Origin of the sequence: Paenibacillus hemerocallicola (assembly GCF_006265175.1) — a bacterium.
Lineage (GTDB): Bacteria > Bacillota > Bacilli > Paenibacillales > NBRC-103111 > Paenibacillus_AB > Paenibacillus_AB hemerocallicola.
Map to the genome: position 1 here is coordinate 59,404 of NZ_VDCQ01000043.1, position 25,136 is coordinate 84,539.

The 25,136-nt window shown below is 54.5% G+C and carries 22 protein-coding genes and 1 pseudogene; 11 read left to right on the forward strand and 12 right to left on the reverse strand.

The features are described 5' to 3' along the window. The first annotated feature begins 154 nt into the window (after window positions 1–154). Genes FE784_RS25660 through FE784_RS25675 form a run of 4 tightly spaced genes read left to right on the forward strand, consistent with a single transcriptional unit; the run spans window position 155 to window position 4,179 of the window. Complete coding sequence (locus FE784_RS25660) at window positions 155–1,150, forward strand: ABC transporter ATP-binding protein (RefSeq protein WP_139605116.1); 996 nt, start codon at window positions 155–157, stop codon at window positions 1,148–1,150. Then, window positions 1,143–1,859, forward strand: coding sequence for an ABC transporter permease subunit (locus tag FE784_RS25665; RefSeq protein WP_139605117.1), 717 nt, complete (start codon window positions 1,143–1,145; stop codon window positions 1,857–1,859). Before FE784_RS25660 ends, FE784_RS25665 begins: the two co-directional genes overlap by 8 nt. Before the next feature lie 11 nt (window positions 1,860–1,870). Beyond that, window positions 1,871–3,262, forward strand: coding sequence for a GldG family protein (locus FE784_RS25670; protein ID WP_139605118.1), 1,392 nt, complete (start codon window positions 1,871–1,873; stop codon window positions 3,260–3,262). Next, window positions 3,259–4,179 (forward strand): DUF4340 domain-containing protein, encoded by a 921-nt coding sequence (locus FE784_RS25675; protein ID WP_139605119.1) that lies wholly within the window; start codon window positions 3,259–3,261, stop codon window positions 4,177–4,179. Before FE784_RS25670 ends, FE784_RS25675 begins: the two co-directional genes overlap by 4 nt. 122 nt (window positions 4,180–4,301) lie before the next feature. On the opposite strand, the gene FE784_RS25680 is transcribed toward FE784_RS25675, so the two are convergent. From FE784_RS25680 to FE784_RS25705, 6 genes and pseudogenes are all read right to left on the reverse strand, one after another. Then, complete coding sequence (locus FE784_RS25680) at window positions 4,302–5,285, reverse strand: DUF4127 family protein (RefSeq protein ID WP_139605120.1); 984 nt, start codon at window positions 5,283–5,285, stop codon at window positions 4,302–4,304. A gap of 4 nt (window positions 5,286–5,289) precedes the next feature. Continuing rightward, a complete protein-coding gene (locus FE784_RS25685; protein ID WP_139605121.1) occupies window positions 5,290–5,862 on the reverse strand; it encodes a DUF4127 family protein in 573 nt (190 codons plus the stop codon). Window positions 5,863–5,885: 23 nt separating this feature from the next. Further along, the gene (locus tag FE784_RS25690; RefSeq protein WP_139605122.1) at window positions 5,886–7,178 is read right to left on the reverse strand and encodes an ABC transporter substrate-binding protein; all 1,293 of its coding nucleotides are present in this window, start codon (window positions 7,176–7,178) and stop codon (window positions 5,886–5,888) included. Between the two features lie 3 nt (window positions 7,179–7,181). Further along, window positions 7,182–8,021: a sugar phosphate isomerase/epimerase family protein gene (locus tag FE784_RS25695; protein WP_139605123.1), complete on the reverse strand. Its 840-nt coding sequence runs from the start codon at window positions 8,019–8,021 to the stop codon at window positions 7,182–7,184. Between the two features lie 83 nt (window positions 8,022–8,104). Then, window positions 8,105–8,757: pseudogene (locus FE784_RS25700) on the reverse strand (Gfo/Idh/MocA family protein); the annotation flags it as partial. Between the two features lie 7 nt (window positions 8,758–8,764). Further along, on the reverse strand, window positions 8,765–10,363 hold the full coding sequence (locus FE784_RS25705) for an FAD-dependent oxidoreductase (RefSeq protein ID WP_139605124.1): 1,599 nt from the start codon (window positions 10,361–10,363) through the stop codon (window positions 8,765–8,767). 209 nt (window positions 10,364–10,572) lie between these two features. Between FE784_RS25705 and FE784_RS25710 the strand changes: the two genes are divergently transcribed. Then, window positions 10,573–11,448 carry an AraC family transcriptional regulator gene (locus FE784_RS25710; RefSeq protein WP_176706513.1) on the forward strand — a complete coding sequence of 292 codons (876 nt, stop codon included), beginning with the start codon at window positions 10,573–10,575 and terminating at the stop codon, window positions 11,446–11,448. 73 nt (window positions 11,449–11,521) lie between these two features. Here FE784_RS25710 and FE784_RS25715 read toward each other — a convergent pair whose 3' ends face one another. Next, window positions 11,522–12,577 (reverse strand): dienelactone hydrolase family protein, encoded by a 1,056-nt coding sequence (locus FE784_RS25715; RefSeq protein ID WP_139605126.1) that lies wholly within the window; start codon window positions 12,575–12,577, stop codon window positions 11,522–11,524. 159 nt (window positions 12,578–12,736) lie between these two features. After that, window positions 12,737–14,077 (reverse strand): ABC transporter substrate-binding protein, encoded by a 1,341-nt coding sequence (locus FE784_RS25720; protein ID WP_176706514.1) that lies wholly within the window; start codon window positions 14,075–14,077, stop codon window positions 12,737–12,739. A gap of 432 nt (window positions 14,078–14,509) precedes the next feature. On the opposite strand from FE784_RS25720, the gene FE784_RS25725 reads away from it, so the two are divergent. Beyond that, window positions 14,510–15,907, forward strand: coding sequence for an extracellular solute-binding protein (locus FE784_RS25725; RefSeq protein WP_139605128.1), 1,398 nt, complete (start codon window positions 14,510–14,512; stop codon window positions 15,905–15,907). Window positions 15,908–15,952: 45 nt separating this feature from the next. Here the strand turns inward: FE784_RS25725 and FE784_RS25730 are convergent, their stop codons facing one another. The 4 genes from FE784_RS25730 to FE784_RS25745 form a co-directional block, all read right to left on the reverse strand. Further along, the gene (locus FE784_RS25730; RefSeq protein WP_139605129.1) at window positions 15,953–16,318 is read right to left on the reverse strand and encodes a GIY-YIG nuclease family protein; all 366 of its coding nucleotides are present in this window, start codon (window positions 16,316–16,318) and stop codon (window positions 15,953–15,955) included. A 155-nt stretch (window positions 16,319–16,473) separates the two neighbouring features. Further along, window positions 16,474–17,091, reverse strand: a complete 618-nt coding sequence (locus tag FE784_RS25735) for a class I SAM-dependent methyltransferase (RefSeq protein ID WP_139605130.1) — start codon at window positions 17,089–17,091, stop codon at window positions 16,474–16,476. After that, window positions 17,081–17,605, reverse strand: coding sequence for a dihydrofolate reductase (locus tag FE784_RS25740; RefSeq protein ID WP_139605131.1), 525 nt, complete (start codon window positions 17,603–17,605; stop codon window positions 17,081–17,083). Before FE784_RS25740 ends, FE784_RS25735 begins: the two co-directional genes overlap by 11 nt. Beyond that, entirely contained in the window at window positions 17,602–18,396 is a 795-nt protein-coding gene (locus tag FE784_RS25745) for a thymidylate synthase (RefSeq protein ID WP_139605132.1), read from the reverse strand. Before FE784_RS25745 ends, FE784_RS25740 begins: the two co-directional genes overlap by 4 nt. Before the next feature lie 240 nt (window positions 18,397–18,636). Between FE784_RS25745 and FE784_RS25750 the strand changes: the two genes are divergently transcribed. The 5 genes from FE784_RS25750 (at window position 18,637) to ligA (ending at window position 24,857) form a co-directional block, all read left to right on the forward strand. Further along, window positions 18,637–19,185, forward strand: a complete 549-nt coding sequence (locus FE784_RS25750; protein WP_139605133.1) for a PspC domain-containing protein — start codon at window positions 18,637–18,639, stop codon at window positions 19,183–19,185. Window positions 19,186–19,396: 211 nt separating this feature from the next. Beyond that, window positions 19,397–20,098 (forward strand): heptaprenylglyceryl phosphate synthase, encoded by a 702-nt coding sequence (gene pcrB / locus FE784_RS25755; protein ID WP_246132174.1) that lies wholly within the window; start codon window positions 19,397–19,399, stop codon window positions 20,096–20,098. 1 nt (window position 20,099) lies between these two features. After that, window positions 20,100–22,403, forward strand: a complete 2,304-nt coding sequence (gene pcrA / locus FE784_RS25760; RefSeq protein ID WP_139605134.1) for a DNA helicase PcrA — start codon at window positions 20,100–20,102, stop codon at window positions 22,401–22,403. A 126-nt stretch (window positions 22,404–22,529) separates the two neighbouring features. Beyond that, on the forward strand, window positions 22,530–22,619 hold the full coding sequence (locus FE784_RS42945; protein WP_425465569.1) for a putative holin-like toxin: 90 nt from the start codon (window positions 22,530–22,532) through the stop codon (window positions 22,617–22,619). Between the two features lie 234 nt (window positions 22,620–22,853). Beyond that, window positions 22,854–24,857 (forward strand): NAD-dependent DNA ligase LigA, encoded by a 2,004-nt coding sequence (ligA, locus tag FE784_RS25765; RefSeq protein ID WP_139605140.1) that lies wholly within the window; start codon window positions 22,854–22,856, stop codon window positions 24,855–24,857. Window positions 24,858–25,136 lie beyond the last annotated feature (279 nt).

The following is a 25,136-nucleotide window of genomic DNA, read 5'->3' on the forward strand; positions in this document are numbered from 1 at the left end:
TTCACAATTTGGACACAAAATTTTAAGCAAATCTTCAGATTCGTTTAAGGTTCGCTTATTGTTGCGGCAGTATATTGTTGTTGGTTAAACTGGATATGAGAACGTTTGCAAAAATTGCGATTAAAGTTGCCGCCACGGATTAGGAGGGAGTCAAGTGCTCGAAGTCAAGCAGGTCAGCAAGCTGTACGAGAATCAGCGAGGGGTCAACAACATCGACTTTTCGATGAGCCGCGGCGAAATCGTCGGTTTCTTGGGGCCGAACGGCGCCGGCAAAACGACCACCATGCGCATGATCACCGGTTATTTGAATCCGACGAAAGGATCGATCCTGATTGACGGACTGTCGATGGCCGATCATCCCCGCAAAGCACGCAGAAAGATAGGGTACTTGCCGGAGACTCCGCCGCTCTACCCGGAGATGACGATCACTTCGTATTTGAAGTTCGTCGCCAACCTGCGCGATGTGCCCGTCCGCGAGCACAAAATGCGCATAGGCGAAGTGATCGAGAAGCTCGGCCTGCAAGGCCGGGAGAAGCAGGTTATCCGCAATTTGTCCAAAGGCTACAAGCAGCGCCTCGGTCTGGCGCAAGCGATTTTGCACAAGCCGGATTTGCTTATTATGGACGAGCCGACGTCCGGTCTCGATCCGAAGCAAATTATCGAGATTCGCCAGCTGATCCACGGGTTGGGCGAGAATCATACGGTTTTGCTGAGCACGCACATTTTGCCGGAGGTCAATGCGATCTGCAACCGGGTGTTGATCATTAACCAGGGGCGCATCGTGCTGGACGAGCATCCGGAGCATATCGGCGGCTCGATGGGCGAATCGTTCCAAGTCCGGCTCGAAGTCAAAGGTCCCAAGGAGGATATACTGCGCGAAGTGGGCGCTCTGTCCGACGTCGGCAGCGTGAAGGAGCTGGAGCGCGAGCAGGCGGTCGAATCGGAGACGGTCCTTCTGCAGGTGGTCGCCAAAGACCGGAACGACATCCGCGAAGCGTTGTTTTACCGGATGGCCGAGCGGGGCTATCCGATACTCGAAATGAAGAGAGAAAGCCTCAGTCTGGAAGATATCTTCCTGAAGCTGACGACGGACGAGAAGGGCCCCGTGGAGCAGGAAGAAGAGCAGCCGGAGGTGGAATCCCATGCGTAGAGCTTTTGCCATATGCAGCAAGGAGCTGCAGCTTTACTTCTACTCGCCTACCGCATATGTGGCGTTTGCGTTCTATGTATTGCTGTCCAGCATCATGTTTTACTTGAATTTCGTTCTGACCTCTACGAGCATCGTGGACGCCCGTCTCGTAGTCGGCAATACGACGTTCATCTTCCTGTTCATTATCCCGCTGCTGACGATGCGCCTCGTGTCGGATGAATTCCGTCAAGGCACGGACGAGATGCTGCTCACGTCGCCGGCCAGCATTACCGAGATCGTCATGGGCAAATATTTGGCCGCGTTGACGCTGCAGCTGATGCTCGTCGTATGCAGCTTGATCTATCCTTGGATCATGTCCGGCTTCGGCGACTTGGACCAAACGGTTCTGTGGCTGTCGTACTTGAGCATGTTCCTGCTCGGCGCATCGATGATGGCGATCGGCTTGTTCGCCTCCACGCTGTCCAACAACCAGATGGTCGCGGGAATCGCCGCATTCGTCATCCTGCTGCTGTTGTGGATTATCGATTGGGCGGGAGAAGGGTTCGGCGGCAAGCTGAAGGAATGGGTCAACCAATTTTCGCTCACGCAGCGCCAGGTCAATCTGCAGAAGGGCATCTTCCATTTGGGGGATATCATGTTCTATGTGCTGCTGGTCGCCGTGTTCCTTGTACTGAGCATTCAAGCGCTTGAAAGAAAACGGTGGAGATAGGGGGAAGAGACGTGAACAAGTGGATAAGAGGAACGAACGCGACGATCATTTCCATCGCCGTGATCGGGATATTTATTATCGTTACGCTCTTCCTGAACTCGATGAAGGGCATTCAATGGGATTTGAGCGTGAATAAGAAATATTCGTTGTCCGAGCAAACGATCTCCGTGCTGAAAAAGCTGGACAAGGATATCAAGGTGACGTTGTTCACCGGTGGCGGCTCGACGGACGAAAGCATCATGTACCGCGATATTCGCGATTTGTTGAACGAGTACAAGAAGCGTACGAATAAAGTCACGTTCGAGGAGATCGACCCGAACCGGGACCCTGCGAAGGCGCAGCAGTACCAGATCGATCAGGCGGGCACGATCATCTTCGAGATGGGCGAGAAGCAGAAGAAGGTTTACAGCTACGAGCTGTTTATGTCGGGTCAGGCGCAAGGCTCCTACAATTTTATGGGGGAAAGCAAATTTACGCAGTCGATCATGGGACTGATCACGGACGTGAAGCATCCGATCTACTTCCTGACCGGCCATAATGAGCTTCCTGCCGCGCAAATCTCGATGTTCCGCTCTTCCCTTGAAGGCGAGAACTATGAGATTAAAGATTTGAACCTGTACAAGGAAGGCAAAATTCCCGACGATGCCCAGGCGGTGTTCATACTCGGACCGCAGAACGACCTTGATCCGAAGGAAACCGCCTTGCTCAAGGAGTATGTGCAGGGCAAAGGCAAGCTGTTCATTTCGACCGGATATTCCAAGGATCTGCAAAGCATGAAAAATCTCGACGAGCTGCTCACCGCGGTAAACGTCAAAAATGCGAAAGGCGTCGTCATCGAAACCGGACGTACCTTGTACAACAACCCGTTGACGATCGTGCCGAACATTCAATTTCACGCGATTACGAACGACTTGGCCGATTCGGACCGCGTAGTCGTGCTTCCCGTCGCGGTGGCGTTGTCGACCGAATCGGGCAACCCGGATTGGAAAGCGAACTCGCTGTTGAAATCGTCCGACAAGGCATACGGCGAGACCGATATGACGCAGTTGACTTCCAACGCCTCCAAGCAGGACGACACCGATCTGAAAGGGCCGCTCGATATGGCATACGCGGTCATGGACAAGGACAATAAGCCGAAGGCCGTCGTAATCGGGAACTCGCAGTTCCTGCAGGACCAGATCATTACCGAGCAAGGAAACCGCGATTTCGCCTTGAATAGCGTCAACTGGATGCAGGAGCAAACCGATCAGCTGACGATCCGGCCGCGCGAGGAGGCTGCGTTGCAGCAAGCGTTCATTATGCCGAACAAGGCGAAAATGATTTTGTACGGAACGGTTGTCCTATTCCCGCTGGCCATACTGGCGCTCGGCGGAGCGATTTGGTGGAGGAGGAGAAAAGGATGAAACGGTTCATTCCGACGATCGTTCTCGTCGTCGTATGTATCGGGGCGTTCTGGTATGCCTCCAGTCAATCGTTTTTCAAAAAAGAGGACGATGCCGACAAGCCGAAGCCTATCGTGACCGTAAAGCAAGAGGACGTTGCCGGCATCCAAATCAAGCAGGGCGGCATAGAATTGCAGAAAAAAGACGGAAAATGGGCGGTCACCAAGCCCGCGGCCTATCCGACGAACGCGTATTCGGGAGATAGCTGGGCAGGGGCGTTCATCGCCCTGACCCAGGATAGCGAAATCGATGCCAATCCGTCCGACCTGTCGAAGTACGGGCTGACCAGTCCCGCGCAGGAATTTGGCGTAACGATGGCGGACGGCTCGTCCAAAACGTTGCAGATCGGCTCGGCGCTCCCGATCGCGGGTCATTCGTACGCCAAGCTGAAGGATGCCCCGAACGTGTTCCGGGTGTCCGACGAGCAGATCAAGACGCTGCAAAAGGACGTCTCGGAGTTCGTGGACAAAAGTCCGTTCCAAATGACGTACAACGAAGTGTCCAACGTCCAGATGGAGTGGAAGGGGTCATCCAAGTCGCTGTCGAAGGTCGATCCGGCCAAGACGTCGACCGAATCCGCCTGGAAGCTGGGCGACAAGGAGATGAAGGGCACCGACGTAGAGCCGATTCTCGACAAAATGCTGCTCATGTCTTCCGAGCAGATGGTCAAGGCGATATCCGAAATCAAGATGGATGCGCCCGAGATGAAGCTGCAGCTGAAGTCGACCAAAGACGGCAAAGAGACGACCTCGGTTTATGTGGGCAAAATCGAGGGAGAGCAAATATGGATCGGGCTGCAAAGCGGACCGTGGGTGTACTCGGTGCCGGTCGCGACGATCCAGGAGCTGTTCGACCGAATCAAGCTGCCGGAAGCCTAGGCGCAATGACGAATCGATATTGAAAGCAAGCAGGACCGCCGTTCTCGGAGACGGCGGTCCTGCTTGCGTCTGTCAAGCGAACGTGCTTGTCGGCTTTCGGCAACGGACGGCCTGCGTCGTTGCTAGGTGACGGAGACGGTCAGCTCCGGGAACATTTCCATTTCCGCCGTGCGATTCCACGGCAAACCTGACTGCCAGCCATTCAACCGAGTTATGGTTCCGAAGAGGGGCTGCGTTCCGGCAGCGCCCAATGCGACGCGCTCGCCTTGGAAATGATCTTGGTACCACTGGTTGCCGTAAGGCAGCGCATGTTCGACCGCATAACGATCGATCTCCTTGTAGTGCGCCATGAGCCGCTGAGGGTCGTCGCCAATCGATCTCGCATAAGCGACGGCCCCGTTGCGGACATGGTTGCGGTAGCCTTCCTCATGGGCCAAAGCTTCAAGCAGCAGCTCCGCGTGCGCTTGGGCCGATTGTAGCCGCCAATCGATGTCCCTCCGGCCGCTTCTTTGGAGGGCGGTCCATCTGGTCAACGCTTGGGCGATCGATACCCCGATGTTCCAGCCGGAATACCCCGACAGCGCGGAGAAGCGGATTCGTTTGCGCAATAGTTCGATCAGAACGGGGTCGGCCGTTCCGGCATAAGCATCATCCCCGACGGCTACGAGGCGGCCGTCGTCCAGGTATGCCCCGATCCGTTCGGCAAACGATTGGATCGGTTGTTCGCCCGCCGTGTTGGCCATGAGCACGATATCCGCCTGCTCCGCGTTGTCCGCCATTTCTCCGCCCAGCACCGACACGTAATCGCGGATGACTTGACTGTACGCAATATCTTGATAGGGGGCGATCCATTGCTCGCCGTGCCGGCGGGAGTATTCCACGCACACCTTCGGGGAAGCGGAGGCGCCTTCCAGCGCAAGCTTCGCGATCAACAGCGAAGCGATAACATCCGCACCGGGGAATAGTTTGATTTTCGAGCCCAACCCCAGCTCCTCGATCCGTCCCATCAGTTCAATGCGTTCCGCCCGATGCATGCCGTACGGCTCGGCGTCGTCTTGACCGAGAATGAGGAAGTCGATAATCCCATCGCGAACCCACTCGATCATCCTCTTATTTATGGCAAAGTTTATTTATGGCAAAGTTTCGTTCTCGCGCTTTCAAATAATCGTCGATCAGTTGTGGCGGGATCGTCTTCTTCACAGCTTCGCATTCGGCTTTCAAATGCTCCATTCCCGGCTGCGTCATTTTGTCCTGCAAGATCGACCATTCGCGTATTTTGCCGCTGTAATTGCCCGGGTAATCCCGGAACGGCGAAGTGGTCAAGCGGGTAATGGCGTCGAAGGCGTATATTTTATGATCCGGGTTTTGCTCTTTCACCCGTTTGATGACTTGCAACCCGTTCTGCGCCTGTTCGAAGGAAATACCGCCGCCGTACCGCGAAGCGATAAGGCCGCCGTAGGCCAGCATCGGCACCGCGACTACGGAGGCTGCGGTCCCGGCGGCTTTTCGTGCCCACCAATCGCCAATCGCCGCGCTGTCGCCCGGGATGAAATAATGGCCGAGCCTTCCCGGTTCGGGCACGTCGATCCGGAATCCTCCGATTCGGGCGATCTGTACCGCCGTATAGCAAGTAAACGGCCGATAATCCAACGGGACAAACGATAATGTTTTGGTTGCATTCATTCGGTTTCCTCCGGCATCGCCTATTATTTTGTTTTGGCTTTCGTTTCGGCGATCGATCTGTTGATTTCTTCCTCCAGCAAACGCAGCGTCGTATTGACGTCCGTTTTGTTCTCGATCATTCGGGTAAAGGCACTTCCGAAATTGACGCTGACGTTGGTCAACTGTTTGGCCCTCGGAGGTGCGGTAGGGGCATGCTGATAATAGTAGAGCGCTTTAACATTTTTGTTGCTTGCGGACGGCAGGTTTTGTCCGGCAGCTGCCCGAACCTTTTCGCTCGACAAGGTCGTGCCGCCGCCATTCTTGGCGAGAATGGTCTGATATTCCTCGGAAACCAAATAGTCGACTAGACGGAACGCTTCATCCTTCGCATTCGAATTTTGCGATATAAAGAGCGATAAACCGGCCGGCATAAAGCCGGTATTGGGGGATCCCGTCAAAACGGGTACGGACACCATATCCCAGTTCAGCTGCGCATTTTGCGCAAACTGCGTAAATTGTCCGGTGCTGATCGCCCCGACCATCATCGCCAGCTTGCCGTCTACGAACCGGGGAGCGGCGAGATTCGCATACGGAAGCTCGTAAAACCGCTTTATATTTTCAAACAATGTTTTCCAGCCGTCCGTATTGACGTTTGCCCGATCTTCTTTCGCATCGAGCGGATGAAGCGAAAGCTGATTATTCAGCATATAGTTGGCCGGCGTATTCATCGCGAACCCTTCATAAGCGACTGAGCCGTCGCTGCGCGCCACTCTTTGGGCCAGGCTGTAAACCTCGTCCCAAGTCATGCCGTCCTTCGGGTAAGGAACGCCGAACTTGTCGAATATGTCCTTGTTGTAGACCAAGGCGTAACGGTTGACCGAATACGGAAGGCCGTACAGCTTGCCGTCGCTGTTGGAGTAACGCGCTTGCGCCAGTATGTTCGGCTCGAACCGGTTCAAGTCAAACTTATGCTTGTTGATCAGCTCTTCCATGTCGTACTGAAGACCGTATTCGACAATGGTAGCTTGCATCAAGCTGTTCGCCTCGTAGATGATGTCCGGAAATATGCCTGCCGCGATCAGATCGGCGTAACGTTGTCCCTCCTGGTTGTTGATGACCTCCAGCGTAATATGGGGAAACTTGGCTTTCAGCAAATCCAAGGCCCCGAACTGCTCCAATACTTTGCCTTGCGCGCTGTAAAACGTCAGTTTTACCGGTGCGGGCTCCGATTCGGCATGCTCCGACGAGCCCTTCGCCGGCTGTTCCCCGCCCCCGCATCCGGCGGCGGTCAGCAGCAAGGCCGACAACACGATCCCGCATGCCGTTTGTTTGTTCATACGTTATCCTCCTTCCTTTTCCTTGTCGAGCATAGTCCGGAGCCGTTCGAAGCTTTGACGGATGCCGTCCGCCTCGTCCCCGATGCCCTCGAACTCCAGGACCACAGCGCCCGTGTACCCGCCGGTCTGCAGCGAATCCAGAACGTCCGGCAAGCTCGCGTCGCCTTCGCCGGCCGGTACGCCTTCATAGGTCCGCATTCCGATCGATTTGTATTTTCCGTTACCCTGTTCCTTGAAGTCTTTGACATGCACGTGTCCGATATACGGGGCCAACAACCGGAGCGCGTCGAGCGGGTGCTCGTCCGCCAGCAAAAAGTTCCCGGTATCGAATGTGGAGCGCAGCGCCGGCGAATCGACCCGATCGAGGAGCGTTTTGATTTGATCGGCCTTGCCCGCCAATTTTCCGTGATTTTCGAGACACAAGGTGACGCCCGATTTTTCGGCTTCGCGGGATGCCGTCTTCAAACCGTCGATAATCCACTGCCGGGCCTGCTCGAAGGCGATGCCTTCGGCCAGATTACCGGAAAACACGCGGATCACATTCGTGCCGAGTGCGGCCGCAACCGGTAGGGCGTCTATGATTTTGACCAACGCCAGTTCTCTGGACGAACGATCGGGACTGACGAAATTGTTGGAAACGGCATAACTGGAAACCGCGATACGCAAGCTTTCCAAAGCGGTCGCGACCTCCCCGAGCTCCGCCTGGACATCGTTCCAAAAGTGCGCCAGCAGCTCGACCCGCCCGTAACGCTCCTTATGGCAAAATTGCAGGAAATCGATCGTATTCCAACCGTGCTGCTTGATAGCTCTATGCATGCTGTACATGCTTAGCGATAGCTCCATATTCCGGTCGCTCCTTAATCGGGAAGGTGTACTTCGGACAATCGAATGTGGGGGAAAGGGACTCATGACACGACAATTTCCGCTCACTTCTCGGCCGATTCGTATATGCCGCACAAAATTTTCATCATTTCCAGACCGTCCTCCACCGGGCTTAAAGTAGCGGAACGTCCTCGGCACGCCTCGATGAAATGATTGATTTCATTTTGGAACCCTTTGGCGAAATCGAACCCCGGGTTGTTCACTTGCGGATGCAGGTTGAAAATCGTATCGTACCGTTCGGAAACGATCGCAAGCTCCGGTTCGATCTCCGCTCCGCCCTTATCCCCATAGAGCTTGACGCTCATTTCGTTTTGCTTGGCGTGCAGCGTAAAGCTTACATCCACGACGAGGGAGGCGCCATTTTCAAAGCGGATGATGGCGTTGGCCAAATCTTCGACCGTGTTCAGGCCGGGATCGTAGTCCGACGCCTTGTAAAAGCTCAAATGCTGGACATGGGCTCGGTTGCCCAGCTTGGCATACGTATTGCCGCTGATCGTTTTGACTTTCGGCTGGCCCATCAAATACCAGCACAAATCGATGACGTGGACGCCGAGATCGATCAGAGGTCCGCCCCCGAACGTTCCTTGTCGGCAAACCAGCCGCCCGGGTTGCCGAGCCGGCGAAGGCAGGAAGCTTTGGCGTAGTAAATGTCTCCGAGCTCTCCGGTATCGATAAACCGTTTCAAAATTTGCGTGTTTTCGTTGTTACATGGCCCCGATTTGCGGCCAAGCCAATTCGATGCCCGCTTTCGTCAGCATGTGCTGAAAATCGTTCAGTGCCGTATCGTCGTTGCGCACTTCATGCGGAGTCCGCTTACGGTCGATACAATAGCTTGCCAAAAATCCGGCCGCCTCGCCGATATTCCATTCCACCGGATGAAGCCGGTAGCATCCGTTCGTAATATGGGTAACGCCGAGATTTTTGCAGGCGGGCAGCAAGTTTTTCGTTCTAATCGGGATCAGGCTTCCGAGCGGAATTTGAAACGGCAGACAGGAGATATCGATATAGTGGCGATTGCCGACGCTTGGGTGAAGATCGATTCGGTAGCAGCCTATGCCGACGGAATCGTGGAACGGTTCGGCCGGGCCGCCCGAATGCGCATCCGCACTCACATGCTGCTCCAGAACGGTAAATTCGGCCTTGATGCGCCTCGATTCCCGGATATACGGGTACATCGCCAGTCCGTCATCGGTCCCGACTACGTCTTTGCGCAGCCGCAGGCCAGGATAACCGAGTTTGCCGTCGGGACGAGGGGCCTCCGTTTGCAGCCAATAGAGAAGGGAGAGGCTGAGCTGCTTGGCGTTATTTAAATGGCGAACTTTCTCTTCCTCGCTTACGTCGATAATCGAACCGAGCCAATAATCGTTTTGCTGCCAATTGACAATGGTGATGTCGCTTTCGAACGTACCGGGCGCAAAATTACGTTTGTCCACGATGCGACGATACCGCCACAACGATGCCGATTCGGAAAATAACCCGAATTCGCGCGGCTGCAGCGTATGCGGCTGGCAGCCGATCCAACTGAGCAGCTTGCCCGGCCAAAAATCGGGCCGGTAAGATGACCAGAAATCGTAGTCTTTCGGCTTGTCGATCGTATGGTCCCCGTTCTCGACATAGTCCAGCGCGAAGCAGTGGGTGAAAGCTTGCATGTCCATCGGCTGCGGCTCTCCGTCGACGGCATGCGGCTCCCCCGTCTGGTTTTTGGATTCCGCCCCCGTTACATATTCCGTTCCCGTCATCGGCAGGAGGTCCCCGCATTCGGTCGCGTCCAGGAAGTAGGAAGCGATGATCGTCTCTTCCTGTCCGCTCTCCGTATGCCTTACGGTTACGCTGTTCACGCCATCCCCGTCCGTATCGGCCTTGACCGGAATGCGCTGCAGAAGCAGCCGGATTTTGCCGCTGTGCACGTATGGGGCAAGCATTTCTTGAAGAACCGCGAGCGCGGCGCGGGGTTCGTGGCATAAACGGCTGACCGAGCCGTTGCCGGGATTGAAGTTCACCGCTTGATGGGCTTCCGGGGCAAGCGGGAAGTGTCGGCGGTAGTAATGGCGAATCCCGTTGCGGAACTCCCTGTAACTGCGGGTGCAACCAAACTTTTCAATCCATGGATGCTCGTCGGGCGGAACGGCTTGGCTGGTCGACTGGCCCCCGATCCAAAGCGTTTCCTCGGTCAAAACGACCGTTTTGCCCGCTTTGGCCGCCGCCAATGCGGCAGCGCAGCCGCCCAGGCCTCCGCCGATAATGGCGATGTCGACACCGATCTCTCGATGCGGCCCAATGTTTGGAATGCTATGATGTCCCATAAATCGGTTTCACTCCTTACGTTTGCATTCTGGCTTACAAAAAAATTATAGATGGTGCGGTTCCCCGGTGTATTCTGCATTCTTGATCTCATTTCTCTCAAAAATTGATGGGGTGAAGGCGGAAGGGGCGGTATTCTCATTTCGACGCGGTTGTCCTATAATAAAAGGCGAAGGCGGGCTTTAGTAAGAAGAAGATGGGAGCGTTTGTTATGGAATTGGACCGCGAGATTTTAAACGCACCTCCGATAAAGAACCCTTTTGTTGAAAACGGTTTCAAAGAATATCCCGTTTATGCCCGTCAAGAGCTGCTGCGGGAGCATAAGCAGAGGCTCCATACCCAACCGGGCATCGAGATCAATTTGACTTTGGAAGGCAAGGCCGCTTATGTGATCGGCCATGAAGTGTACACGCAATCTCCGGGACAACTGCTCGTATTTTCGGGCCGAGTGCCTCATCAAGTATACATTAATCCTTCCTGTCAGTATAAACGGGCCGTCATCTGTTTCGATGAGGCGGGCCTGATGAAAGAGACCGAATTTCGCTCGATGCCGGGTTTCGAGATGCTCGGGGATTTCGAACCGTCCTACAAGCAATGGATGCTGGAGCCGGAAATGTTCGCCACGATCAGATGGATCGTATCTCGCATTACGGAGGAGATCGGAGAACAAAAGCCGGGCTGGAGAGAGGTGGTCGGTTCCCAGCTCATCAGCTTGGCGGTTTTCATCCGACGGAGTGCCGAAGGGAGGGAGCGAGTCCCGGGATCGGACCCGGTTGCGATTTGCTGCGAGTATATTCAAAATCATTTGCACGAGGAGCTTTCGCTGCAAAACGTGTCCAGACTGGTCCACATGAGTTCCGAGCATTTGACGAGGCTGTTCAAGCGGGAACGGGGGGTGACCTTCTACCAATACGTTCTGCAGCGGAGGGTGTTGGAATGCAAACGGATGCTGCGGCATTGCCCGGAAATGACCTTGACGGATATCGCCTATGCGGTCGGTTTTGCTTCTGCGGCGCAGTTCAGTCGGGTGTTCAAAAGTATGACGGGGCAGTTGCCGAGCCAGTATCGCACTCACGGGCAAAGGTGAAAGCCCCGAACAAGGGCCGGCGAGCGCCTGTCGCCGGCTGCCGACCCATCCCGCCGGAGGGTTCTGAACATGCCTATATGCTCTCGATCGTTTCGGCTGCGGGCCCCATCAGCCATTGGTCGAGAAATGCATAGGCCATACTGCGAATTTCAAGGGGGAAATCGTGCTCTTTGACCGTCATGACCGCTTGAAAGCGATCGTCCGCTCCTAGGAACCGATACAGTGCCCGCAGCTCCGCCATGCATTCGCCGATCGCCTTCCAGTGGGGGAAGATCGCATCGCTTTGCCCGTAGTAATGGAACGACGGCACGGGGGCGGCAAGAGCGGCGATTTCGTGAAATTCGAAGGGGACCTCGTACCGGATCAAATAGTCCGTAACTTTGGGCAGATGCGTATACCAATCGCGTACGCCCCAATGCGTCGGGCGATGGTCGCCGTAGAAGGGGCTAAAGCCGCAGCTGCTGACCACCGCGCGAATCCGATCGTCCAGTCCGGCCAGGAAGTAGGCGTTGTACCCGCCGAACGAATGCCCGATTACGCCGATGCGGCCGGGGTCCACGCTCTCCAAGGAGCAGAGCAGATCGACCCCGTGCATATGGTCGACGATGTTTTTGCCCACTGTGGACCATTCCGGGTGCCGTTCGTAGAACGGTTTGCTGTGAAAGCTTTTAAGCCCTTCGTAAATCCGTTCCCCGGCCGTGAGGGCATCGGGAGCGAGCACGATATAGCCCCGCGACACGAGCTCCAGTCCGTAACGCCTGTTTTCCCGGCCGCTTGGCAATGAGACGTTGGCTTTGCCGGACTCATGGGTCGGATGAAGGGCGAGAACGGCCGGACGGCGTCCGTCTTTGTCCGCTCCTCTGACCGTTTCGTCGGGAACGAGCAAATAAGAAGGAACCTTATCGCCGTAACACGTGTTGTACTCGAGATGCAACCGCGTGTGGTCCCGTTCCTTCTCTTTGCCCAGCACCCGCCAAGCGACAGGCGCGCGCTCCGGCACCCCGCCGATCACATCCAGCCACAGCTGCTGAATGCCGCTTCGTTTGGCGAGCCATCCGGAGGCGTTCTCCACTCCCTCCAACAGTTTGGGCAAGCCTTGCCGGTTCAATTCGTACAGATTGTAGCTCATCGTTGCAGGTCTCCTCTATATGTGTGTACTCGTTGCAGCTGTCCTTGCAGGTCCGCATGCTTGATATTCGTCGTTCGTCGGAGACATCGCACTCTGTGCTCGACTTGCCCGGAGCCTCCACGACGAATGCCTGTTCGCGGGAGCCGTCCTTCTGTACGTCTATTTCTTCTTGCTTTTCTCCGCTTCCACTTCCTTGCGCAGCAGCTCGTCGGCTTTTCGGAGCGCCGTGTTGACATCTTCTTTGCCCAGCGCGGCATTCAGGAACGCATCGCGCAATAAGGCGTCGGCTTTGTTCGTCTCGATGACGGTCATTCCTTTTTGGCGGGCCGGCCGAAGCGGGGCGAACTCGTAGTAGCCGACAGCTTTCATATTTTTGTTTTTGTAGGCCGGATTGTCTTGACCGAGCACATTCATGAACTCTTTCTTGGCCAGCGTCGGCAAAAATCCGTTGCGGGAATCTCTCATCTGCACCTCGTCGCTCAGCATTTCCATAATGACCTTGAACGCTTCATCCTTATATTTGCTTTGCTTCGCTATCATCAGGTAGCCGGGCGGGAAGGTGCCGATCTTTTTCGGCGCCCCTTCGATAATAGGAGTCGATACCATATCCCAGTTTTTCAGCATGCTGAGGTCGAGGTACGGGGAGTAGATGTCGGCATGCATCGCCACCGTCCCTTTCTGGAACATGGCGCCTTCTTCGGCCAGGGTAGGGCGGATCGCATTGTTCGGAATTTGATAAAACCGCATATAATTGTTTAATAGCTTTTGCCACGTATCGAACTGGGACAACTCGTCCTTGGCCGGGTCCAGCGTGGAGAGCGAATATTCGTTGTAAGTCAGCAGGCTGCTGACGTTCGCGCTGAATCCGCGGTAATCGATTCCGGCCTCCGTCCGGGTCATTTTCCGGGCCAGCTCATAGATTTGATCCCAATTCATGCCGTCCTGCAAATAAGGCTGGCCGAATTTGTCGAACACCTCTTTGTTGTAATACAGCACCCTGGAGAAAAACGGGGAGACGGGGAGGCCGTACAGCTCGCCATTTTGCGCGGTCAATGCTTGGAAACCGTCGATGAAAACCGAGCTGAAGCGGCTCAGATCATAGTTGTACTTTTTCACCATGTCCCTCATATCGTAGCCGAGCCCCAGATCCAAGTACCGCGTCTGTACTGTACTGGAGAGACCACGAATAATATCGGGAACTTCTCCGGCCGCGACGATCTCCTCGATGGTGCTTTGCGGTCCGGAAGACTTCAGCCATTTGAAGGTGATGTGGGGGAACTTCTTTTGCAGCGTATCCTTGAAGCGGGTATTGAATTCTTCCTCCGCTACGCCGAAGAAATGGAGCTTCAGCTCGATCGGCTCCGGCGGCTTTTCCGCTTTCGCGTTTTCTTTTCCCGGATCGGTTTCCTTCCCGGACGTTCCGCTGCCGCTGCAGGCGGCAAGAAGTGAAACCAGCGATAATCCGATCAATCCATGCGTCAACCTTTTGTGTATGCCCAATCCGATCGACCTTCCTTTTCCTTCTCGATTTTGGTGTGAAACCGGGACAACTCCGGCAGCATGCGTCGGCTAGAGAATGCCGGATCCTTTTTATGAAGCGCTTACAACCTCCTTTTCAGTGTAGATGAAATGACTGCTCTTGGCGATAAAGCATTGCCGCAAATCATTAAACTGATATGTAACTAATACTTAATTGTTCAATAAAAATATATTTTATTAACTACTTATTGTCAATATGTAAATAGGGATCTATAGGGATAGTTGACCATTTCGCATTTATGCTGCAAGTTGTATTAGGTTTTTATATTATTGATATTTATCTGATATGTATAATGTTGATGTATGCTTATTTATCGATTACGCGTGTTTGACAAGCGCTGCATCCATCTACTAAGATCAATAATTATAGCTCTTAAGAAGGTTGATACGGATATGGAACGTCGCCCTAGTCGTAAAATGTTTCGTCCCCGGTTGGACGAGATGGTCACCTCGATACGCAACAACATCATTACGGGAAACTTGGAGCCGGGGCAATATTTGCCGTCGGAGAAGCAACTCGCCGAGCAGGTCGGACTCAGTGTCCAGTCGGTCCGCAAGGGGCTTGATCTGCTCGTGGGCGAGGGGCTCATCGTGAAAATCCCGAAGGTCGGGAGCCAGGTGGTTGACCCGGCCGAGAAGGGAGCCGTCACGATCAGGCTCGGTTATTCGCCCACGATACCCGACGATGCGGACATTCACCGGCTTATCGCCATGTTTCATCGGGAGCATCCGAATATTCGCGTCCAAGCGGTTCCGCTGGGGGGCAATTCCTTCGAGCAATTCAAGCCGTATTTGGACAACGGCATGCTGGACGTCATTACGATGAACTATGACAGCTTCCGGCAGTTTTCCGAGAGAGGCAGTCTGGACGATCTGGAATGCCAGCAACGCAAAGAAGAACTGTACCCGTTCCTATCCGACGCTTTCACGGAAGAGGGGCGGCTTCGGGTGCAGCCTTTCGTATTTTCGCCATTGATCTTGTGCTATAATCGCAGTCATTTCGCCGAGCGAGGCTTGCAGGAGCCGAACAGCAGCTGGAGCTGGCAAAGATTGTTCGAGTGCGCCGAAGCGCTCGACATTCCGAATGAACGGATCGGCTTCCATTGCTATTTCTCTTCCGCTCATCGGGCGAGCTTGCTGCTGCTGCAGCGGGGCAAAGCGTTCGAGCGCTACGGGGACGGCGGCCTCAAGCTTTCCGGCACCCGCATGATGGAAGCGATCCGCTACAGCCGGCACATTTACGATACGATACCGTCGCTGCCGAACAGTCTTATGAACTGGGATGTGCAGAAAATCGATATGTTTCGTCAAGGCAAGCTTTCCGTTATTTTGACCAGTTACTTTATTTTGAACCATTTGCGGGAATCCGATTTGGATTACGACATTGCCCCCGTCCCCCATTTCGGCGAGGCGCTGACGGTACTGCTCATGATCGGCTTGGCAGTGAACCGGCATTCCAAACATAAGGAAGCCGCACGCAAGCTGGTCGACTACTTGACGGGTTCCGAGGCGCAGCTGTTCGTCAGGCAAAACACCTGCAGTCTTCCCGCACGGGTCACGGCGGCGGATTGGTCGGAGCCGGGGCGGGAGTCGATCAATCGTCCGTCCCGTTTCTCGCTTTTCCGCGAAATTATTCCGAGCTACCGGTTGTTTACCGACTTGAATATCAAGGAGGAGGAGTACCGCAAGCTGATAAACGGGCTCAAGCTGTATTGGGCGGGTTTGGAAAACGAGGAAACGTTCCGCTCGCGATTCGAGGCGGCTGCACCGGCGGAGCCGTCGGTACCCTAATGCAAAGATATAAGGGCAGGGATAGGATCCGTGCCCTTATTTCCGTTATTCCCCTTCGGGCGCCGGACCATGGTAGCCGCGGTCTCCGAAGGGCTGCAGCTTGTCGATCCATTTGTCCTCGAGCTTCTTCAGCTCCTTTTTCATATCGAAATAGACGCTGTCTTTTTTGTTGTCCATTACCTCCAATATTTCTACGGTGAAGGCCCCTCCTCCGTACTTCGTCCAATCTTCCTGCAACTCACGATTCATATGAGTCCCCATATCGAGCGTCATCTTCTTGCCATTCAGCGATTTGAAGTTGTTCGTGCTGGCGACGAATACCTTTTTATTGACGTTGTTTTCAAACTTGTATACGCCAGCCTCGGTCTTGATTTCCTTGAATTGCTCGACCAGCTCTTTTCTTCGGTTCATTGGAATACATCCTTTCTTAATTAAACAATAAATGAAATAATCTATATTATGATAAACATTTTATTATTTTGTTTGATAAAATGTCAAATGAACTTTGATGGGAAACAAAAAAAGGACAGCCGCGCAAACGGTCTGTCCTTCGTGAGCATGCGTATTTATTCGGCCGCCTTCAGCACGAGCGACTGAAAATGCGGGTTTCCCTCGCCGAGCGGCTCGGTATTGAAGTAGACGATTTCGAACGTACCGCCTACCGCCTTCAGCAAGTTTTCATCCGAGTACATGGCGAAAAAGCGCTTCGGTTCATAGCTGTCCTTCTCCCATACGCCTTCGGAATCGGGCCCGCCGTATACGCCCATGTAGAATAAGCCGCCTGGTTTCAGCACGCGCCGGATTTCTTCCAGAGAACGTCTAAGCTCTCCTTTCGGCACATGGAGAAGACAGTTTAAGCCGAAGACGGCGTCGAACGATTCATCGGGAAAACCGAGAGCGTCGAAACTGCGGACTTCCGCCTTCAGTCCTTTCTCGCGGCAAAGCCGCACCATTTCCGGAGACTGGTCCGTACATGTGACGTCCAGCCCTTGAGTATGGAAAAATAAGCCGTCGCGTCCCGGACCGGAACCGATCTCGAGCAGCGTTTTGGCTTTCCGTTTCCTGAGCATGTCCAGATATTGACCGCGTTCCCGAACTTTCCAATCGGCGATATGCATATGGTCCCGTTCCTCGGCGTGACTGTTGTAGGCGGCAATCAAATCCGGAGTATAGCTATTGGTCATGTCGAGTCTCCCTTGGACCGTCTATTCGTTCGTAAGTCACGAACGTGTGTGGATGGACATTTTTCTCGTCGATCGTACCCGGCCGGGTGTCGATCGCTTTCCATTCATCGGGATCTATTGCGGGGAAATGCGCGTCGCCATCGAACTGCTCCTCTATCGATGTCACATACAACCGGTCCGCCAACGGGAAAAAAAGCGCATATATTTCGGAGCCGCCGATAATAAAAGGGCTTTCCGCCCCGGCTGCGCCGAGTGCCTCCTCCGCCGTATGGACCACCTCGCAGCCTTCGGCGGCGAAGTTTCGGTCTCGCGTCACTACGATGTTGGTGCGGCCCGGCAGCGGTTTGCCGATTGACTCATACGTTTTGCGCCCCATAATGACCGGATGCCCCATCGTCGTTTTTTTGAAAAAAGCGAGATCCGCGGGTAGCCGCCAAGGAAGCTTATTGTCCCGGCCGATGACCCGATTGCGGTCCATGGCGACGATCATCGAAACGGTTTGCCGCCCGCTCATACGGCAACCTCGCCTTTAATGCGCGGATGCGGGTCGTAGTTCGACAGCTCGAAATCTTCGTATTTGAATTCGAAAATCGATTTCACGTTCGGATTCAGCGTCATCGTCGGCTGAGGACGCGGCTCGCGGGTCAATTGCAGCTTCACTTGCTCCAAATGATTGGAGTAAATATGGGCGTCCCCCAACGTATGGACGAAATGGCCCGGCTTTAGTCCGCTGGCCTGAGCCATCATCAGAGTAAGCAGCGCGTACGAAGCGATATTGAAAGGCACGCCAAGGAAAACGTCGGCGCTGCGCTGATATAACTGGCACGAAAGCTTGCCGTCGGCGACATAAAACTGGAACAGGCAATGGCAAGGAGCGAGCGCCATCTTGTCGAGCTCCGCAACGTTCCAGGCGCTTACGATCATGCGGCGCGAGTCCGGATTATTGCGGATCTGATCGAGCACCGCTGCAATCTGATCGACGGCGTCTCCGTCCGGCCGTGGCCATGAACGCCATTGATGGCCATATACTGGTCCAAGGTCGCCGTTCGCATCCGCCCATTCGTCCCAGATCGTAACGCCGTGCTCGTGCAAGTAGGCAATGTTCGTTTCACCGCGCAGAAACCACAGCAGCTCATGGATGATCGAGCGCAGGTGCAGCTTTTTCGTAGTGAGCAGAGGAAAGCCTTGCTCCAGGTCGAAGCGCATTTGATAGCCGAATATGCTGATCGTGCCCGTCCCGGTCCGGTCCGACTTGTGCACGCCTTCATTCAAAATCGTTTCGCATAGCTTCAAATAAGTGTTCATGGCAGGTCCCTCTTTCCGTTCGATTCCGTATCCTTGAATTGCATGGATGTAGACGTTAGACTAATAGTTATATTAACATAAGGATGGGAAAGTTCGATATCCCCCGGCTTAGGTCCAGTCCGGATACCATCCCCGGTCCGTTTTGGATACGGGAGCGTTCCTCTATACTTGAACTATAAGGTCGGGTGCCCGGCAGAACGCCGGACCACAGAGGCCAATCCATACAAAGGTGATGCCGCTATGAAAAAATTGTACCGGTCCCGTAGAGACAGCAAGTTGTTCGGTTTGTGCGGCGGGCTGGCCGAGCTTCTTAATGTCGATTCCACGCTGCTGCGTGTCGTATTGTTAGTAACGACCTTCTTTACCGGAGGAACGCTTATCCCGATTTACTTTATCGCTTGTCTCGTCATTCCGAAGGAGCCCGCCGACTCCTTCTACAACCCGACGTACGGTTATTCCAACCGTCCGGATTACGGCCCATACTCGTCCAATTCCGGAACCGAGCATAATCCGTACTATGGAAGCGGAAGCAAGCACGGCTCCCAGCATCAACCGTACGGGAGCGAGCCATACTCCAGCGGTTACGGCTCGAGGCCGCCTTCTTACAGTCCCGGTTATCAGCCGCAAGCTCAACGGGGACAAGAGACGCCGCCTGCAGCCGGCCATTCGGCACCGGGACAGACTCCGAATATCGACGAATTGATGCGGGATGTCGAGAAGAAGGCGCTGCAAAAAGAAATCGAGGAGCTGCGCGCCAAGCTGGCGAATTACGAGAAAGGCGATAAATAGCTTGGAGCCTATCCTGCTCGCAAGCGGTTAAGAGACGACCATGGGCATGTAGCCCGTGGTTTTTTTGTTTTTGGCAGAAGAAGGGTATTGCGAACATATATTCGCTTTTGGTAGGATTAGTTTGACACCCTATCGGCGCTCGAATAGACTGGGAATAGCTTTATATACGAAGGGAACAGCGCCCTATATTCGGAGGGTAACAAGGTTGAACATGGATATGCGCCGATGGAAGCACGTTTTCAAGCTGGATCCCGACCGGGACATCGACGATATGGCGCTCGAACGGATCTGCTTGTCCGGAACCGATGCCGTCATGGTCGGCGGGACGACCGGAGTGACTTTCGACAATACGGTGGACTTGCTGTCGCGGATTCGCCGCTTCGAGGTCCCCTGCGTCCTGGAAATCTCCGATCGGGAAGCGATAGTGCCCGGCTTCGATTTGTATTTTATACCGATCGTGCTGAATGCCGGCGACCCGGATTGGATTGTCGGACATCATCATCTAGCGGTGAAGGATTTTGGCCCTATGATGCAGTGGGAGCAGATCGTGGCGGAAGGTTATGTCATTCTGAACGGCAATTCTTCCGCGGCGAAAGTGACCCGCGCCCGTACGGAGCTGGATACGGCGGATGTGGTAGCCTATGGCAGAATGGCCGAGCGGCTGTTCCGCCTTCCGGTGCTCTATATCGAGTACAGCGGGACATTCGGGGATATGGAGCTGGTCAGTCGTACGGCTTCGTCGCTCGAAGGCGCCCGGCTTTTTTATGGCGGAGGAATCGATGGCGCGGACAAAGCGCGCCAAGCTGCGGAAGCGGCCCATACGATCATCGTCGGCAACGCCATTTACGAGAACTTGGACCGAGCTCTGGAGACGGTTCAAGCTATACAAGACGTAGAGAAAGGTTGTCTTTAACATGAACGGAAGCATCGATATTCATGCGGCGGTAGCCAAACTGAACAAGGAGCAGCGCGAAGCGGTCGAGGCGACCGGAGGCCCCGTGCTGATCATGGCGGGAGCAGGCAGCGGCAAGACGCGCGTCCTGACGCATCGGATCGCTTATTTGATCGCCACTCGCAAAGCGGCCCCGTGGAGCATTCTGGCCATCACCTTTACGAATAAAGCGGCCCGGGAAATGCAGGACCGTATCGGGAAAATCGTCGGAGCTACGGCTTCGGATATTTGGGTATCCACCTTCCACTCGATGTGCGTGCGCATATTGCGGCGGGATATCGAACGGATCGGTTATTCGTCGAACTTCTCGATTCTCGATTCGACCGACCAATTGTCGGTTATCAAGACGTGCATGAAAGAATTGAACATCGACGCCAAAAAGTTCGAGCCCAAAGCGATCCAGGCGGAGATGGGCACGGCCAAAAACGAACTGATCACACCGGACCGTTATGACAGCAAGATCGGCGATTATTTTCAAGGGCAGGTAGCCAAAGTATACGCGCTGTATCAGAAAAAGCTGAAGGCCAACAATTCGCTCGACTTCGACGATTTGATCATGAAAACGATCGAGCTGTTCCAAAACGTTCCCGAAGTACTGGAATTTTATCAAAACAAGTTCCAATACATTCACGTCGACGAATACCAGGATACGAACCGCGCTCAATATATGCTGTGCCGGATGCTGGCGGACAAGCACCATAACATTTGCGTCGTAGGGGACAGCGATCAGTCGATTTACCGTTGGCGCGGAGCCGATATAGGCAACATTCTGAATTTCGAGAAAGATTACCCGGAGGCCCGCTCCATCTTTTTGGAGCAAAACTACCGCTCCAGCTCGAACATTCTGGACGCGGCCAACGCCGTCATCAACAACAACACGGGCCGCAAGCCCAAGAAGCTGTGGACGGATAAAGGAAGCGGCAGCAAGCTGATCCGGTACGAGGCCGGCACAGAGCACGAGGAAGGCTATTTTATCGCCGGAGAAATCATCAAGAGCTACAAGCAAGGCAAGTCTTACGCCAAGCATGCCATCTTGTACCGGACGAACGCCCAGTCGCGCGTGATCGAGGAAATTTTGATCAAGTCGGATATTCCGTATCAGATCGTGGGCGGTATCAAGTTCTACGACCGTAAAGAAATCAAGGACATTCTCGCTTATTTGCGGCTGATCTCCAATCCGGACGACGATATCAGTCTGCGGCGCATCATCAATGTGCCGAAGCGGGGAATCGGCGATACGACGCTGGACAAGCTGGCGGAAGCCGCCGCCGCGCGCGGCGCCTCGATTTTTGCCGTGCTGGAGCAGGTGGACGCTCTAGAATTGAGTGCCAGGTTCCGGGCGACGCTGACCGACTTTTACGGCATGATCCGCAATTTGAACGCCATGATCGAATATTTGTCCGTTACCGAGCTGACCGGGAAAATGCTCGAGATGACCGGTTACCGCGAGGAACTGCACCGGGAAAATACGATCGAGTCGAAGTCCAGGCTCGAGAATATCGACGAGTTCCTGTCCGTTACGCTCGACTTCGAGAAGCGCAGCGAGGAGAAATCGCTGGTCTCGTTCTTAACCGACCTTGCCCTGATCGCCGACATCGATTCGATGGACAAAGAGGACGACGGGAGCAGCAAGGATGCCATCATCCTGATGACGATGCATAGCGCCAAAGGCTTGGAGTTTCCGGTCGTGTTCATTATAGGCATGGAAGAAGGCGTATTTCCTCATAGCCGGGCTTTCATGGACAACGAGGAGCTGGAGGAGGAGCGGAGGCTTGCTTACGTCGGCATTACGCGTGCGGAAGAGCAGTTGTACTTGACGTGCGCCCGGATGCGGACGTTGTTCGGGAAAACGACCGCGAATGCGCCGTCCCGATTTTTCAAGGAAATTCCGGGCGAGCTGCTCGAGGCTGTCGGGGGCTATGGCGCGCGTGGCAGCAGCTATGGCGGCAGCGCATCCTCGTCGTACGGATCGGCGGGGCGAGGAGCCTATGGCTCGCCGGCGGGAAGTGCGCTCGGCGCGGCAGCGGGCTCAGCGGGGCGCGCGGCGACGTCGCAGCAGCGGCCTGTTGGAGCGGCAGCCGGCGGTAGTGGCGGAGCTGCGACAGCTTATGTCAACGGTGACAAAGTTAGCCATGGCAAGTGGGGGACCGGCGTCATAGTAGCGGTGAAAGGCTCCGGTGACGATACGGAGCTGCAGATCGCTTTTCCGGCTCCGGTCGGTGTGAAGCGGCTGTTGGCGAAGTTCGCGCCGATTACAAAACAGTAGTGCGCGCGAGGCGAACAAACTTTCGTTTTCCATATTTTCCAAGGGAGACGGTCATGCTGTAATGAGTTCCAGGTACAACTGAATCGGCTTGCAAGGGCGGTCGGCTAATCTCCCGGAAGGGAGGTGATGCCTGTGGAGGCATACCAGACATTGACGCTTATGATTTCATTCGCGACATTGGTGGTGCTGATCTTATCCTTCCACAAAAAGAAATAGACCGCCCTGGCTAAGGTAGCGGTCTATGTTGGATTGCCCTATAGAAGCCGACCGCCTTTGTAGCGGTCTCGTGTACCCAAGGAGTCGGTTGCAGCCGGCTCCTTCTTTCTAGCTTTACTATATTCGTTCCGTAATATTCCCGCAACGGCAGCAATGAATTCATACATAGATGATCATACTGATTGTGGAACACTTCGTTAGAAGAGAGGATGAAGTCGAACGGTGGCAGACGCGATGGAAGCGATGAGAGGCTTGATCGAGGAAATCGGGAAGCACAACTATCAATATTATACGCTTGATGAGCCTACGATCAGCGATAAGGAGTACGACGAATTGTACGATCGGCTCGTGGCGCTTGAACGGGAGACTGGCGTGACGCTGCCGAATTCACCGACATTGCGCGTCGGAGGCGAGCTGTTGGAAGGCTTTCAGCCGCATCGGCACAAAGCCCGGCTGTGGAGCTTGGACAAGGCGCAAAACCACGACGACCTGATGGTATGGCATGCGCGGGTGCTAAAGCTGATCAACGACTACAACACCCGCAATCCCGAAGAGCCTCTGCCGGCCCCCTCGTTCGTCGTCGAACTGAAGTTTGACGGGTTGTCCCTCAATCTTACTTACGAAGGCGGGCAATTGGTGCAAGCGTCTACACGCGGCAACGGGGAAGTAGGGGAAGGTATTTTGCCCCAAGTAAAGACGATTCGCTCCATACCGCTCGAAATTCCGTACCGGGACGGCGTGATCGAGGTTCAAGGCGAAGGCTTGATGTTCCTCTCCGTATTCGAAGCTTACAACAAGACGGCGGCCGAGGTGCTGAAAAATCCGCGCAATGCGGCAGCCGGGGCGTTGCGCAACCTGAATCCTAAGATGACTGCGGAACGCAAGCTCAACGCGTTTATGTATAATATCGGTTATTCCGACAGCGTCCGTTTCCGCGATCATCGCGAGATGGTGCAATTTTTGCGCGATAACCGGTTTAAAGTGAATCCCTACGTGAAATTTTACGACTCTATAGAAGAAGTGGCCGAAGAGCTGCGAAGAGTGGAAACCATAAGACATGAGTTCGATTACCTGATCGACGGAGCTGTCGTTAAGGTTAACGACATGCGTACGCGGGAAGTGTTCGGCTATACCGACAAGTTTCCCCGATGGGCGGTTGCTTTCAAGTTCGAGGCCGAAGAGGCGACGACGATATTGCAATCGGTATCGTGGGAGGTGGGGCGTACCGGCAAACTGACGCCTAACGCTACCTTCGAGCCCGTCGATATCGGGGGAGCCACTGTGCAGCACAGCACGCTTAACAATATCGGCGACATTGAACGGAAAAATTTGAAGTTTGCGCTCGGAACGGCTATCTTCGTGAGACGCTCCAATGACGTCATACCGGAAATTCTCGGCAAGGCGACAGACGAGCAGGACGGCGGGGAGATCGTATTCCCGACGCATTGTCCGTCATGCGGCACGGAGCTTGAGATGAGAGGAGCCCATCTGTTCTGCCCGAATCGGATCGATTGCAAACCGCAGCTTATTGCCCGCATAACCCACTTCGCCTCACGGGACGCGATGGATATCGAGACGTTCAGCGTGAAGACGGCGGAGCAGCTGTATGACGAGCTCGGCGTGCGCGATCCGTCCGACCTGTTTTATTTGCAGTTCGATGACTTGATCCAGCTTCAAAGGTTCGGCGAGAAAAAAGCGAAGAAGCTGCTCGAGGCGCTCGAGAAATGCAAAAATCGCGACTTGTCTTCCTTTTTGTTCGCTCTGGGCATTCCGAATACCGGCAAAACGACGACCAAATCGCTTGCCGATCATTATGGCAGTCTGGGGAAGCTGATGGCGGCCCCGGCCGAAGAACTGATCGCGATACCGGATATCGGCGGCATCGTGGCGGAGAGCATCGTGACGTATTTTGCGGATCCGGCGATGATCCACGGTATCGAGAGGATGCTGGCGGCAGGTGTAAAGCCTTTTGCCGAAGAGAAGGCCGTGCCTGCCAATACCGAGCATCCTCTGTACGGCAAAACCGTCGTGCTCACCGGTACGCTGACAAGTATGGGGCGGGACGAGGCGGCGAAGAAGCTGGAGGCGTTCGGCGCGAAAGTAACCGGCAGCGTATCCAAGAAAACCGATCTTGTCATCGCCGGGGAAAGCGCGGGCAGCAAATTGGCCAAAGCCAAGGAGCTTGGCATTCCGGTCATCGAGGATGAGGAGGAGCTGCTTAAGCTGCTCCAAGGATAACGCTATAGAGACCTGCTAAAGAGCGCCGTCCGAAACGGATTCGGGCGGCGCCTTTCTCGTTTATTAAGGCGCCAAAAGAAAAATAATAAAAGGTGTTGCATTTCAACTTCAAACCTGTTAATATAAGTTCTTGTCACCGCATGATTCGCCAAAGACAAGCCCTGAAAGCAAGGACTTGAGAACTATACGGAAGACGCCAAAGTTCCTTGAAAACTGAACAAATGAAACGGACCATTACGTCGGATTTTCGGCAGTGCAAACTGCGAAAGATTCGGCAAA